Source organism: Microseira sp. BLCC-F43 (assembly GCF_041929235.1).
Lineage (GTDB): Bacteria > Cyanobacteriota > Cyanobacteriia > Cyanobacteriales > Aerosakkonemataceae > Microseira.
In genome coordinates, this window is sequence record NZ_JBHFNP010000104.1 from 23170 (window position 1) to 38013 (window position 14844).

10 protein-coding genes and 1 pseudogene are annotated in these 14844 nt (G+C 44.4%); 3 read left to right on the forward strand and 8 right to left on the reverse strand.

What is annotated here, in order from left to right:
- Positions 1-46: 46 nt before the first annotated feature.
- From ACE1CM_RS15430 to ACE1CM_RS15440, 3 genes and pseudogenes are all read right to left on the reverse strand, one after another.
- Positions 47-1909: pseudogene (locus tag ACE1CM_RS15430) on the reverse strand (condensation domain-containing protein); the annotation flags it as partial.
- 276 nt (positions 1910-2185) lie between these two features.
- A complete protein-coding gene (locus ACE1CM_RS15435; RefSeq protein ID WP_374878425.1) occupies positions 2186-5200 on the reverse strand; it encodes an amino acid adenylation domain-containing protein in 3015 nt (1004 codons plus the stop codon).
- A gap of 625 nt (positions 5201-5825) precedes the next feature.
- Positions 5826-6431: a glutathione S-transferase family protein gene (locus tag ACE1CM_RS15440; RefSeq protein ID WP_374878395.1), complete on the reverse strand. Its 606-nt coding sequence runs from the start codon at positions 6429-6431 to the stop codon at positions 5826-5828.
- 183 nt (positions 6432-6614) lie between these two features.
- Here ACE1CM_RS15440 and ACE1CM_RS15445 point away from each other — a divergent pair, with 183 nt between their 5' ends.
- The 3 genes from ACE1CM_RS15445 (at position 6615) to topA (ending at position 10518) form a co-directional block, all read left to right on the forward strand.
- A complete protein-coding gene (locus ACE1CM_RS15445; RefSeq protein WP_374878396.1) occupies positions 6615-7280 on the forward strand; it encodes an SOS response-associated peptidase in 666 nt (221 codons plus the stop codon).
- Positions 7281-7302: 22 nt separating this feature from the next.
- Entirely contained in the window at positions 7303-7818 is a 516-nt protein-coding gene (locus ACE1CM_RS15450; protein ID WP_374878397.1) for a dihydrofolate reductase family protein, read from the forward strand.
- Between the two features lie 525 nt (positions 7819-8343).
- A complete protein-coding gene (gene topA, locus ACE1CM_RS15455) occupies positions 8344-10518 on the forward strand; it encodes a type I DNA topoisomerase (RefSeq protein WP_374878398.1) in 2175 nt (724 codons plus the stop codon).
- A 97-nt stretch (positions 10519-10615) separates the two neighbouring features.
- Here topA and ACE1CM_RS15460 read toward each other — a convergent pair whose 3' ends face one another.
- The 5 genes from ACE1CM_RS15460 to ACE1CM_RS15480 form a co-directional block, all read right to left on the reverse strand.
- Complete coding sequence (locus ACE1CM_RS15460; protein WP_374878399.1) at positions 10616-10933, reverse strand: hypothetical protein; 318 nt, start codon at positions 10931-10933, stop codon at positions 10616-10618.
- A complete protein-coding gene (locus ACE1CM_RS15465; RefSeq protein WP_374878400.1) occupies positions 10926-11162 on the reverse strand; it encodes a hypothetical protein in 237 nt (78 codons plus the stop codon). Before ACE1CM_RS15465 ends, ACE1CM_RS15460 begins: the two co-directional genes overlap by 8 nt.
- Positions 11163-11708: 546 nt before the next feature.
- Positions 11709-12068 carry a hypothetical protein gene (locus ACE1CM_RS15470; RefSeq protein WP_374878401.1) on the reverse strand — a complete coding sequence of 120 codons (360 nt, stop codon included), beginning with the start codon at positions 12066-12068 and terminating at the stop codon, positions 11709-11711.
- A 12-nt stretch (positions 12069-12080) separates the two neighbouring features.
- A complete protein-coding gene (locus tag ACE1CM_RS15475; protein WP_374878402.1) occupies positions 12081-13154 on the reverse strand; it encodes a threonine aldolase family protein in 1074 nt (357 codons plus the stop codon).
- Between the two features lie 175 nt (positions 13155-13329).
- Entirely contained in the window at positions 13330-14508 is a 1179-nt protein-coding gene (locus tag ACE1CM_RS15480) for a damage-control phosphatase ARMT1 family protein (RefSeq protein ID WP_374878403.1), read from the reverse strand.
- Positions 14509-14844 lie beyond the last annotated feature (336 nt).

Sequence of the window (14844 nt, forward strand, 5' to 3'; positions counted from 1 at the left end):
TGGGATACTCTTTTGTAGTATCGTTCCACTCTACTAATAGCTGGTGTCGCTCTGGCTCTGTTAACAGGGGCAATTCCGTAAGATGCTGTTCTGGATTCGCGACGATCGCCTCTAGTAAAGTTTGGAAATGTCCTGCCATCCGCTCGATGGTGGTAGCATCAAACAGATCGGTATTGTACTCCCATTCCCCAATTAGTCCAGAGGGGGTGTTCTCTAAAGATAAAAGCAAATCAAACTTCGCCGTAGCGTTTTCTACCGCCAATCGACTCACCGTTAAGCCTTCGATCTGTATCTGGGGCATCGGCATATTGTGAAACGCCAACATCACCTGCACCAGTGGTGTGTAGCTTAAGTCACGCTTTATCTGCAATTCCTCTACTAACTTCGCAAACGGTAGGTCTTTATGGGCATAAGCTTCCTGCGTCACTTCCCGAACTCGAGATAGTACATCCTCAAAACTCGGATTGTCAGACATATCAGTCCGCAGAACCAACGTATTGACGAAGAATCCAACTAATCCTTCAATTTCGGTGCGATCGCGGTTAGCGTGTGGCGTGCCAACGCAGATATCACTCATCCTTGTATAACGGTAAAGTAATACTTGAAAGGCTGCCAAGAGGGTCATGAACAGGGTGACTCCATAGCGCTGACTTAAACTCACTAACGCCTGAGTTAGCTCTAGTGAGAGTGCAACTTTATGATGCGCCCCTCGGAACGTTTGAGTTGAAGGTCTCACTCGGTCGGTTGGCAATTCCAATAAATCTGGCATGCCGGACAGTTGTTGCTTCCAATAAGCCAGTTGAGAGGAAAGTGCCTCTTTTGTCAACCACTGCCGCTGCCAAACAGCAAAGTCTGCGTACTGAATTGGTAATTCAGGTAACTCTGGAGACAAGTCATTAGAAAAAGCCGAGTAAACAGTTGCTAGCTCCTGTAAAATTATACCCAATGACCAACCATCGAAGACAATGTGGTGCATTGTTAGCAGCAACACATGTTCTAGCTCTGTTAGCTTAAGCAATTTTGCTCGGATTAAAGGCGAGCTAGCGAGGTCAACGGGTTGTTGGGCTTCTGCCGTTGCTAATTGCTGGATCTGGATTTCTCTCTCACTTTCTCTTAAGTGTTGCAGGTCTACTACTGGCACACTCAAGGTCAAAGTTTCAGTAATTACCTGAACTGGTTGCCCGTCAACGGTTACGAAGTTTGTACGTAAAGCTTCGTGACGTTGGATAATCTTGTTGAGACTTTTCTCTAACGCAACGATGTTCAGGGAACCATGAAATCGTAGAGCTTGTGGTTCATTGTAAAAGGGGTTATTTGGCTCTAACTGGCTCAAGAACCACATTCGTTCCTGGGCAAAAGACAGAGGCAATTCCCTTGTTCGTGAAACCGGTAGAAGGCGTAAGCCAGTATTATTGTGCTTAACGGTAGAAACTTCTGGTTTGTTTTGACTTAGGTGGTGGGCTAAAGTATGAATTGTAAGGTGTTGAAACAGCGCTACAATCGATACTTCTGAACCCAGAATTTCGCCTAGTTTGTTACGAACTTGGAGGAGAAGCAAAGAATGTCCGCCTAAGTCAAAAAAGTTGTCATTAATTCCTACCACTTCTAATTGCAGGACTTCCCGCCAAACCTTAGCAATGAGTTGTTCAGCATCCGATTGGGGCATGACCAAAGCTGCTGACAACTCAGGTCTACTAGACATATCTGGGGCAGGTAGTACACGACGGTCTACTTTTCCATTAGGAGTCAGAGGCATTTTATTGAGTACAACAAAAGCTGCTGGTACCATATAGTCAGGTAGACGTTCTTTCAAATAACTTCGTAATACTGATCTGAGCTTGCCAGCCACCTGTCTCTGAAGAGGATTATTAGCATAAGCTGTCCAAGGTTTTACCTGATCGTTGTACACCGCGTTTGACAAAACAGGCGAAGATGTTTTGCTTTGTTGAAAGACTATATCGTAGTAACCTAAAGCCTCTGCCCCAGACCAGTTTATGTAAATCGTATAAGGTAACTCATCACTCAAAGCCCACCAATCTTCTGGTTCTACCCCATGTCCGTAAAACGGTTGCAAGGCTTCTCGCAATTCACCTGCTGTAGCGACTCCTTGATCGCAATAAAGCAAATCTAGGAGCTTGATTTCTGCGATCAAACGGGCGTTTGGTACGTGTTTTATCCCTAAAATTTATGGTTCGGTTTCTGTAAGTATCTGGCGGACAATTGGCACGCTGAGTTTATCTTTATGCCAATCTAACCAACGTACTTCTGCTGTGGGGCAAACCTCTTTTTCTATGTGAAGAATAACATCGTAGCGGAATTTAGTTAGTTCATTACAGTAGCGACCGCGCTTGAGCTGAATTTGGACATGGCTGATTGACGGGATAAGTTGCTTTAGTGCCGTGAAAAAATTTGGCTCGACCACTAATTGCTCTTCCCGGTTCATGCTGTTTTGCACGTACTGCCGCAACTGGTCTCTGGATAGCTCGGCGGGAGCTTTATACAGTTCAACGTCGGCATGGAAAGCTTCTAGCAGAGGCAAGCTGCGTACATCCCCCACAAAGATGATGCCTCCGGGTTTCACCACCTGCACGGCTTTTTCCAAGACATCGACCAAGTAATCCATGCTGGGAAACAGCTCGATTACAGAATTGATGACCACAGTGTCAAATGACGAAGGTTCGATTCCCTCAAAATTATCTGCTGCTCTGTGCCAAAGGGAAACTTGCGACCAAGTGCCGTCTAACTTTTCCAACTGCTGCTCAACGTAGTGCAAAGCCTCATGAGAAATGTCAGTGCCAAGGTAAAAGGAACACCTAGGGGCAATCCGAAACAGTAGCATTCCGGTTCCGCAGCCAATTTCTAATACGCGGTCAGGTTGCCAAGAGAGAATACGTTCTACTGTAGTATCCACCCATTCGCGCATCATATGAAAGGCAATTGGCTGACCTGTGTAGCTATCTCTCCAACCTATAGTATTGAAGGTCGGATCGGAATCGGCAGCAGGCTGGCTGTAATTTGCATCCCATATCAACTGCCACTGTGCAATTTGCTCAACATTGGATTCTTGGTTTAAGGCAAAAGCTGCTTTTGAGTTTGGAACTACATAGCTCACTAAGCGTTTGTCTCCGGGAACATCTTCGCGAGGTATGACTACGCTTTCTTTGACAGCGGGATGTTGTGTCAGCATAGCTTCTATTTCCCCCAGTTCAATGCGGAAACCCCGCACCTTAACCTGATGGTCAGCACGACCAAGATACTGGATATTGCCATCTCTTAGGTAGCGAGCTATATCTCCAGTTTTATAAAGGCGACCAGAACCGAAGGGGTTGGGAATGAATCTCTCTTGAGTTAGCTCTGGGCGGTTAAAATAGCCTAAAGCCAGACAATAGCCACCAATGTAAAGTTCACCGGGAATCGCAATGGGAACTGGTTGCAGAAATTTATCGAGTATGTATATTTGTGTATTACTTATAGGACGACCGATAGGAGGAAGGGCAGACCAACTGCTTACTTCTCCTGTCAGCTTATAAGCGGTAACGACATGGCTCTCTGTTGGTCCGTAATGATTGTACAGAGTGCAATCTATTTGACCAAATAAGTTGGCGATCGCACTTGTAATCTGCAACTGTTCTCCAGCGGTAATGACTTCACGCAAAGTGGTGGGAACTGATGCTGAGTTTACAGCAAGAGCCAATTGTTGTAAGGCGACAAAGGGAAGAAATATTCTTTCAATTTCTTTGTCAGTCAGGAAATTTAACAAAGCTACCGGATTTCGTCGCACTTCCTCCTTGATCAAAACCAGCGTTCCCCCAGAACACCAAGTTGAGAAGATTTCTTGAAAGGAGACATCGAAGCTTAAGGGAGCGAATTGTAGAGTTCTCCCTGTGCTGGAAACTGTCGTATTTTGGAGTTGCCACCAAATCAGATTACAAAGAGCAAGGTGCCTCATAGCCACCCCTTTGGGTTGACCTGTAGAACCCGAGGTATAAATGACATAGGCCAAGTTGTCAGGTTGAACCTGGCTAAGTGGATTTTCCGAGTTCTCTTGAGAGATGACCTCCCAGTCTTTATCTAGGCAGACTATTTTATACCCTTGGGCTGCCTGAGCTAGTTGTGGTAATGTACTCAGTAACTTCTTGCTCGTCAGTAGTACCCGCACAGAGGAATCTGACAACATATAAGCTAAACGCTCAGAAGGATAAGCAGGGTCTAACGGAACATAAGCCCCACCCGCCTTAAGAATGCCTAAAACTCCCACTACCATTTCTAAAGATCGCTCTATGCAGATACCTACAAGTACCTCTGGACCTACTCCCAAACCTTGAAGATAGTGCGCCAGTTGATTAGCTTTTTGATTCAGCTGTTGGTAGGTTAGCTGCTGTTCTTCATAGACTACAGCTTCTGCTTGGGGAGTTCCTTCCACCTGAGCTTCAAACAGTTGGTGGAGACATCGATCTTGAGGAAAGTCTGTTTGGGTATCGTTCCATTCTACTAATAGCTGGTGTCGCTCTCGCTCTGTAAGCAGTGGCAAGGTGGAAATACACTGGTCTGGATTGGCAATGAGGTTTTCCAGCAAAATTTGCAAATGCCCCAACATTCGCCTAATTGTGGCTGACTCAAACAACTCAGCGTTATATTCACAACTTATAATAAATTTCTCTTCTTTTTTATAAGCCAACAACACTAGATCGCACAAACCTCTATGTTCCTGAATCGACACCAGATTCTGTTCTTCTATCGGTGCTTCAGAAATACAAAACGGTACACCGCACAGCACCAACATCACTTGACAAATCGGTGTCGCAGTTAAATTTTGCTCCCTATTAAGTGCCACAACCAGCTTTTCAAATGGGTAATCTCTATTCTGTGCAGCCTCCTCAACTGTTTTAGCCACGCGCCTTAAAACTTCTTTCGCATTTAGCTCTTCGGTTAAATTGGTTCGCAGGGCTACTGGATTGATAAATTTCTCAGGACTCGCTTCCTCTTTTCCCCGAATACTATCGGCAGATAGGGAGCCTACAATTATATCATTCTGTCTCGTATAACGAAGCAAAAGAACTTTAAATGCAGCAAGAAGCGTGGTAAAGGTAGTAAAGTTCTCATCTAAACAAAATTTATCTAGTTTTAAGCAGATATTTTCATTAAGCTCAACTGCTTCCTTAGCTCTAATATAATGATTTGACTGCCGAGCGTGGATAATCTGATGGTATTTCTAACAAAGGCAGATCGCTATTCATCTTCTGTAGCCAATATTTCTGCTGCTGATTTAGACTATTTTTGCTAGGCATGGCCTGTACATACATCCATTAATCACAAACAAATTATTACGAATAATCAAAATTTATCATATCTAACTTTTTAGATATGAGTTTAATTCTCCATTAAATTCTCATTCAAAATCAATAAAATTTGCCCTTTAACAGCAGCCCGAAAAATTTGGTTTATATCCCTAATTTAGATGCATCGACACAACAACAATATAATTATCAGATTTTTAGCGCGTTGTCAACCCTCTTTGGAATAGGCTTTTGTGGCTATTTTTCATATTTTAATTTATTTTAGAAAAAATATAAATTAAGCTAATCAATCAACGGATACGCAAAGCTTGCATTCCTCTGCTTGACCAAGAAGACGCACCAGAGAAAGGAGTTGGGGAGAAGGGTCGCGCTCCCCTTCTTTTGATCGAAGCACCCGGTCTAGCAGCCCCCCCGGATTTATCCGTGGAGAAAAAAGAAATTTTTCCTTGCTGGAATCCCCCAGATTTATCTGTGGGGTTGCCCCGCGTCTGGGCGTCAGAGCGTCAGAGCGTCCTCCTCAACTTGTGATTAAACTTGAGTAATGCTAATATGTCGAGGTTGCGCTTGAACTCGTTTAATCCAAGCTTGGATAGCCGGAAATCCGCTTAAATCAAACTCCCCTTCATGGGCGACATGAGTGTAAGCAAATAAGCCAATATCGGCAATCGTGTATCGCTCTGCAACGAAAAAATTACGATCGGTTAAATGCTTCTCCATCACGGCGAGTGCTGCATATCCAGGTTCGCGTTTTTGCTTGAGTGATTCCCGGTATTCCTCAGCCTTTCCTAAGATAGAAATCCAATATCTGGAAGTCGCAATAAAAGGCTCGTGACTGTACTGTTCAAAAAATAACCATTGCAGCACTTGCGACTTCTCAAAAACATCGTTAGGGAAAAAGTCTGTATCCGCACTGAGATAAAATAGGATAGCGTTTGATTCGGCGAGGAATTGCCCTGAGTCTGTTTCTAAAACCGGAACGCGCCCGTTGGGATTTTTACTTATAAACTCCGGCGTCCGGCTTTCTCCTTTGAGAATATCAATGTCTATCCTTTCAAAAGGAATGCCAAGTTGGGTCAATAAAAGGCGGACTTTGTAGCAGTTACCGGAGGGCAAAAAGTCGTATAATTTAAACATGGTCAGTTTTGGCAGCAGATCGTTAGTTTACAGCGGATTGTAGCCGTATGAGGTAAACGTTAGTTTGTATAGCGGCTGCCATTTTTGCTGCCGCTATACAAACTAAGCCATAAGGCTTTCCTTCACTCGAAAAGCAATCCTCTGTAAAATTGTAAACTCTGGCGAAATCGGGAGGATAAAAATATGTGCGGACGATTTAGCTTTACTCAGTTAGCGCAAGCGATCGCTGAATCATTCAACCTCACCTCAGTTCCTCCATTATCGCCGCGTTACAACATTTCACCAACCCAGGAAGTAGGCACAATATGGCAAAATTCGCAGGATAGCGCTCGCGAGTTTAAATTATTATACTGGGGTTTAATTCCATCTTGGGCAAAAGACCGCAAAATGGGCGCTAAACTGATTAACGCCAGGGCAGAAACAGTCGAGGAAAAGCCAGCTTTTCGTTCTGCTTTTAAGAAACGGCGGTGTTTGATTTTAGCGGATGGTTTTTACGAATGGCAGCAGCAAAACGGCAAAAAGCAACCCTATTATTTCCAGGTGGAAGATGGTAAAATGTTCGCTTTTGCCGGACTGTGGGAACATTGGGAAAGTCCTGAAGGTGAGGCGATAGATTCTTGTACGATTATAACGACTGAAGCCAACGATATTTTACGTCCAATTCACGACAGAATGCCAGCGATTATAGACCCGAAAGACTACGACCAATGGTTAGATACAAAGCAAAAACCTGAATCCCTGAAATCTTTGTTGCAACCTTATCGATCGGATGTGATGACTGTCTATCCGGTAAGCGCAAAAGTGAATAATCCTAAAAATGATAGTCGGGAGTGTATCGAGGCGATTTGAAGGGAAAGTAAATACTAAAATTATGAGAAAAATCCGCTTGTTCATTGCTTCTAGTCTAGATGGATACATCGCGAGGACATCAGGAGAAGTAGATTGGCTATTTACCGACGCTGACTACGGTTATACTGAGTTTTTTGACTCGATTGACACCGTACTCATGGGTGGTAAGACATATCGCCAAATTCAAGAATTTGGGGAATATCCATACAAAGGGAAGAAGGGTTTTGTTTTCTCCAAAACTATGCAAGGTAAAAACGACGACGTGGAATTTGTAGGGGAAGATATAAAAAACTTTACCGATAAGCTGCGTAACCAGTCGGGTGGTGATATTTGGTTAGTTGGGGGAGCAGAGATTATTCATTATTTCATCAAAGATGGTTTGCTTGATGAACTGATTCTTGCAATTCACCCAATTATTTTAGGGGATGGCATTCCACTGATTGTGAGAGATGCAAGTTTGGAGACAAAACTTGAGTTGAAAGAAGTTAAAAGATTTGACTCTGGACTGTTGCAAGTGTCTTACAATTTGACGAATTAATTATAGATGTAGGTTGCGTTATCAGCGGTGTACGGCACCGCCACCACCATATATGGAGTGGGTGCGTAATAAGCTGCTACGCATTTAAATCCAATAAAGAGGCGGGCAAGATGCCCACCCCACAAGAAAAAGGTAAAATTTGGCTCTCAAATTAGGTGCGTAGCAGCTTATCCGTACAGATGTTTTGTAGTAGGGGCACGGCAGCGAAAGTCTTTTGGAGAGAGGGAAATCTTGTCTATGCCGTGCCCCTGCTGCTCCGAATATAGATGTTTTGTAGTAGGGGCACGGCACCGAAAGTCTTTTGGAGAGAGGGAAATACAGCGGATTGCAAGTGGATGAGGGAAAGCGAAATCGCGCGAGTTTGTCAAGCGCGCAGCATTAATGCTGCCGCTATACAAACCAAGGTGTACCTCATACAGCTGCAATTCGCTATATTTTCTATGCCGTGCCCCTACGGCTGGGTATTTTATATTAAAATGTTCCCAGCATTGACGAGGGATTTAAAATTAAGTTAATGCAGGCAATATGACAAAGCTCTTATTAATCGAATCTCCTGGTAAATTAAAAAAGTTAGGCCAAATTCTCGGAACAGGTTGGATTGTCAAAGCTAGCATGGGTCATATTCGAGAGTTAGCTGACGATGGGGAAGATGCTTTAGGGTTTGATTTAGAGGGCGATCGCGTTCGCTGTCGCTACACTCCCAGAAGCTCACGCGCGAGTTCTATCCTCAAGGAACTGCGGCAAGTTGTTCAGCAAGTAACTGAAGTTTACATCGCCACCGACCCCGACAGGGAAGGGGAAACCATTGGTTGGCACTTAGCGCAAGAATTGCGATTAAACCAACCTTTTCGCATCACTTATAACGAGATTAGCAAACCCGCCGTCATGGCAGCGCTTGCCAATCCCAAAACCCTCGACCAAAATTTAATCGCCGCCGGACGTGCTAGAGATTGTTTGGATAAATTGGTCGGATATAAAGGCAGCAAGCATTTAGTATGGGCGCTGAATAATGGGGCAAAATCAATGGGAAGGGTGCAAAGTGCCACGCTGCATTTACTGTGCCAAAGAGAAACAGAAATTATTACGTTCGTCCCGCAAGATTACTGGTCGGTTTGGGTTGAATATGTAGAAGGATTTAAAGCTTTTTATCGGGCAAAATGGAACGAAAAGAAAGATGAAACATCCTCAGAACCCGATGATGCAGCGACTAAAACCGATGTCTTACCTGAATCAGACCGGGTAACTTCCCAAGCGGAAGCAGATCGCTTGGTTGCGATCGCCAAATCGAATCCCCATCAAATCGTTCAAGTTGAAAAGAAGACGATAAACCAATCGCCACCTGCACCATTTACGACTTCTAGTTTGCAGCAAGCGGCGGGAGCAAAATTGCGCTTTGCACCGGAATTTACGATGAAGGTCGCCCAATCTTTATTCGAGGCGGGTTATATTACCTATATGCGAACCGACTCGGTAATGTTATCTGACCAATTTTGCGCTACTGTGCGTCAGTATTTAGAGCAAAACGATTCAGATAACGTACCCGCTAAAGTAACCCGACATCGTTCCAAAGCTGGCGCGCAGGAAGCGCACGAAGCGATTCGTCCGACGGATGTGTATCTCACACCAGAGCAATTTTCCTCGCGAGTGAATGGGGACGAAGCTAATCTTTATCAATTGATTTGGAATCGTACCGTCGCTTCCCAATGTCGTGCAGCACAAATTGCGAAAACTCGAATTATTACTCAATCTGGAACGGCGTTTTGGGAAGCTAGGGGACAAGTTTTAATCTTTCCCGGTTATACCGTTTATTGGAACAATATCAGCGATGATAGCGAGTTACCAAATGTGCAGCAAGGACAGGTGGTAAATCTTAAACAAGCAGCGGCGGAGAAGAAACAAACTCAGCCACCGCCTCGCTATACCGAACCTAAATTAGTGCAATTGATGGAGCGTAAAGGCATCGGTAGACCTAGTACTTATTCTCCCACAATTAAGACTTTGAAAGAGCGTCAATATGTGGAATTAGTTAAGGGGAAATTGCAACCGACTCAATTAGGGATGGAGTTGGATGCTTTTTTAGCGCAGGTTTTACCCGACTTAATCGCAGCGGAATTTACTGCCAAGATGGAGCAGGAATTGGATGCGATCGCTCAGGGAAAACTCAACTGGGAGCGCTATCTAACCAGTTGGAACCGCGATTATTTTGCCCCAGCTTTAGCAAAAGCTGTGGGAGAAGTTGCCAAGGTAAAACGCAGTTTACCTAATCAAAATACTGGGAAAAGTTCAGCACCATCTTCCCAAAAGCAAGCAGATATTCAATGTCCCAACTGCGGGGGTCAAATGACCAAAGTTTCCTCCAAGTCTCAAAAGCTAAAAGCTGACCATTTCCTCAGCTGCGATCGCCAGACAGGCGGTTGTGGAACGGTGATGTTTTTAAATGTTAAAAGTGGGAATTACGAACTACCATTATCCGAGCGGAAATCTGCCCCTACGCCTGAATCGCTGAGCGAGTATTCTTGTCCGGTTTGTCACAATCCTCTGGAAGTTTACGAGTATAGTAAAGACGGTCAAGCAAAGGTGATGCTGCGATGTTGTAATCCCAAAACTAGACCGAGTAAGTGTAAAGATGTAGCATTCTTTAAAACGAAGCAAGGCAACTGGTGGTCGCCTAAATTTGGGGAGTTGAAACTACCTAAATGAACTGATGTCAGTCAAATCAATGAGGTGTAGGGAACAAGAGAAAACCTTTGAGCTGGTGAAAAAACTTACTAATGTTCCCTACAATGTTGTGTTGCTGTTAGCGATCGCTATCCAAATACCGATCGATTAGGGTAATGAGTTGAGCGATCGCTTTGTGTTCTTGTAATAGCAGTTCCTTGAGTTGGCGCATCTGTTCGGTATTGGGAGGACGATGCACCAAATCATCAACGAAGTCCAGCAAGGGAGATTTGCGATCGCGCATCAAAGCATTTTCGGTGTTGAGTTTCTCCCAACGTTGCTTGGTAACCTCAAATCTCTCCTTCATTAAAATGCTTTTTTCTTGCTGTTCCTTGGCTTTTGCTAGACGCCTTTGAGCGCGCTCTTGGAGACTTAAACATTTCTCTTCTTCAGTCATCTTCTTCTTTGCGAATTTCTCTTATTTGCCGTTTTAACTCGTTGATTTCCTCAGTCAGTCTGCCAACTTGATTTTCAAGAGACTTAGTTTTGTCCTCCAGATCGTCGGTTCTGTTTTCCAGAATGTTAACAGATATATCCAAAGCTTCAACGAAACCCTCTAATGTATCTATTCGCTCTGGTTGAGGTGTGTCGCCGTTGGGTTGGTTACCGTTGCTTCCATTGGTCATGGTAATTTCTCACTGGTTAATGGTATAAACAGGCGTTTGCGTAGCTTGCGTGCAAAGAAACCCGATTTCTACCGTTAATACCTTCGCCAAACCGAAAAATGGACTATTAGACCTCTCCAATAACTCTTGTGGGTTGGGCATTCTGCCCGCCAAAGAGGGTAGTTATTGGAGAAGTCTATTAGACCTCTCCAATAACTCTTGTGGGTTGGGCATTCTGCCCGCCAAAGAGGGTAGTTATTGGAGAAGTCTATTTTGTCAATTGGGTTGAGGTACGAAACCCAACGCAAAATTTGGGTTGCGCTTCACTCAAACCAATCTACAAAGAAATGGCGCGTTGTACTTGGAAACCGGGTTGCTGTCTAGACAGTGGGACTAGCAATCCTCCGGATCAAAATGCTCATCACTTCGCCGGGAGTAGGCGCGGGTAGCAACCGACTCCATTGACCAACTTCTGCGAAACGTAAGACATGCAGCGTCTGGATAGTCAAAGTGACCCCATAGCGAGATCCAATTACCAGCACCTTGACTTGTTCAAAGCTGCCGTTGCTATGACCAGGCAAACTGTCTGCAAAGGGAGTTGCAGTCAGAATTTCCAACGGAAGAAAGCATTTTAATTTCCCAATTTCTGGCATGATAAAATGAGCCTCCTAGTCTTTTTAGGGGGAAGTCGTCGTATCGTTGGTCTGCTATACCAGCGATGCGGCGCAGTATTTGGTTAATGCCAACTCTACCACAAGTGTCCACAATAGGATAGACCCAGTCGCGCAATCGTCCAATACGTAGTTGCAGAGGTGCGTCTAGCAGCGATGGGGAGCGATCGTCTCCAACCCCATAAAAAAAACCGCCCCAATCCTGGGGTGGTTTGTGTTTTTGCAGGAGCGATCGCTGGTTTCTTTGGTTAGTCAAATATCGCCTACCTCAAACACCAGTCAATTCCCCCATTGCCGGAGGATAAACGGGAGTTGAATATCTTTTCGCAGTTTCTATAAATGCCACTACATCTTCTTCCTTTGTATTAAAAGCAGTCACTAAACGCACAATGGTCGAACCTTCTCCTTCCCAGCGATAAAATTGAAACCCCTCACCATACAATCCTTGAATTACAGCTTCTGGCAAGTCCGCGAAAATTTCATTAGCTTGAACGGGATGAAGCAACTTTACTCCCGGTATAGAAGTTAATCCATTTGCTAATTTAGCTGCCATTTTGTTAGCATGACTGGCATTTCGCCGCCATAAATTATCTGTAATGTAAGCTTCTAACTGCGCCGATAAGAACCGCATTTTCGAGAATAAATGTCCGCCCCGCTTGCGCCGGAAGTGAAATGTTTCGGCTAAATTGCGGTTAAAAAAGACCGCCGCTTCTGCTGCCATTGCGCCATTTTTAGTCGCGCCAAAAGATAGGATATCTACACCGGCACGCCAAGTAATATCGGCAGGAGTACAACCCAAACTTACAACTGCATTGGCAAAGCGCGCCCCATCCATATGTAAGGTTAAATTGTGGGCGCGAGTTACTTCAGAAATGGCGCGAATTTCATCAAGAGTATAAACAGTTCCCGCCTCGGTTGCTTGGGTTAAACTAACAGCAGCAGGTTGGACGTGATGCACGACGCCAGCACCGGCTTTTTTTAGTTTTATATCCAAGTCGGCGGCAGTTATTTTGCCACCAACTCCTGGAAGGGAAACTAATTTTGCGCCACCTGTATAGAATTCGGGTGCGCCGCATTCATCGAGGTTGATATGGGAGTCGGCGTGACAGTATATTGCACCATAAGAAGGTGTGATGACGGAAAGAGCGATCGCATTCGCCGCCGATCCAGTTGCCACGGGAAAAACCGTTACCTCTGTCTCGAATAATTGGGAAAATTTACTTTGCAGTCGTCTCGTATATTCGTCGTTTCCATAAGGCATCGCCGCGCCTTCATTGGCAGCAATTAGTGCTGCTATAATTTCCGGTGAGATGCCTGTGACGTTATCGCTACAGAAGTTCATATTTTGGTAATTGGTAATTGGTCATTGCTAATTGCTAATTGCTAATTGCTAATTGGTTTTCTATTAGCTATTAGCTATTAGCCATTAACAAATTGGATGACTCCCCATCGTTTGTTTGCTAATTGCTAATTGCTAATTGGTTTTCTATTAGCTATTAGCCATTAGCCATTAGCCATTAGCCATTAGCAAATTGAATTACTCCCCATCTTCCGTTAGTTAACCATTGGGGATCTTCGCGGTTGAGGGTTTCTATCTGCTTTAATTGTAACCCAGATGCCAATTCTGCCTTGAGGGTACGCAACGCTACCATTGGAGCCGGGAAGTAGGTTACGATATCTTCAAAGCGAGTGGTAAAAGGCCAGTGGCGATCGCCTAACAGTCGTCGATAGTTGGCATCCCCTTTGATAAAGATTAAATTTGACTTGGATAACTCTTGGCGCAAAGCATCGGGCATTTCCCAAAACGCGAGGGGTGATGTCCAGAATATATTTTCACAGAGACGCAAGCGATCGCTCTCAATATACCATCGCCACCGCGACGCTAGCATCTGCACCTGAACGTCGCTATCCTTCGCTAAAAATTCTATCGTTTGGTGAATATCTTTTATCATCGCATCGGATACAAAAGTCGGATGCGCTTTCAATTGTAGGTAAATTTTTTTAGCCGCATTCGTTGCTAGCAGGAAGTCTACGAGGCACAAATCGCCGAATAGTTCAAAACCGGCATTATCGATGATAAAATCGATTCTGGCGTCTTTAAAACGGGAAATTTGATTTGCGATCGCATCGGTATTATCTGCCAAAACATAAGCCTTTTCCCGCTGAATTTCTATATTAGAGCGATCGCCTGATTCCGCAGGCCACAAGCTCAAATCAGCCCGATTGCCCCATAAAGAAGTATACAGGAGCGTAATCAAATGATACCTGTGCCTCTCTGGTGCTGAACATACCCATCTGTTGACGATGGCGCTTAATGCTTGGATAGACTTAATTGAAGTTAAAATTCCCAGACGTTTTTGATTTTCAAACGGATCGAAACCCTGCCAGTCTCCGGGGATGAAATAATTTGTCGCTTCTAAAATCCGGCGATAAAAATACGCCTCCGCAAAATACCAGGGAATATCCAACCAGTTCTTTCCTGCGTAAGGTTCTAAATAATTATTCCAAGCTGCGATATCGGGCGCTTCAGTATCTTTTAGAAATCGCACCTGTCCGTAAGGCAATTCCTGAATCAGCGTTTGCAGATTTTCCACAATAAATGGCGGGAATTTATTGTCATCGATTACCCGCTGGGCAATATCCGGTAACCGATTGGCGACGGTATTGTAAGCGAAAGAACCGATCTCAGATCCCATTATCTGGGGAGGGAGAGGAAGTCTAGGCAAGTGAGATTGAGGGAGAGAATTTTCTTGTGCCATCATTCAATGCGTTTATCGGATTTCACATCGGATTTGTGAAGGTTATGAATTAAGATTATACCGATCTTAACCAAAAAAATGTTCCTTCTGGACTTACGCAAAGAAACTAAGGTGATGTGAAAAATCGTCGATTTGTCAGGTAGAGTACGACGCAGAAACTAAGGTGATGGGAAAAATCGTCGATTTGTCAGGTAGAGTACGACGCAGAAACTAAGGTGATGGGAAAAATCGTCGATTTGTCAGGTAGAGTACGACGCAGAAACTAAGGTGATG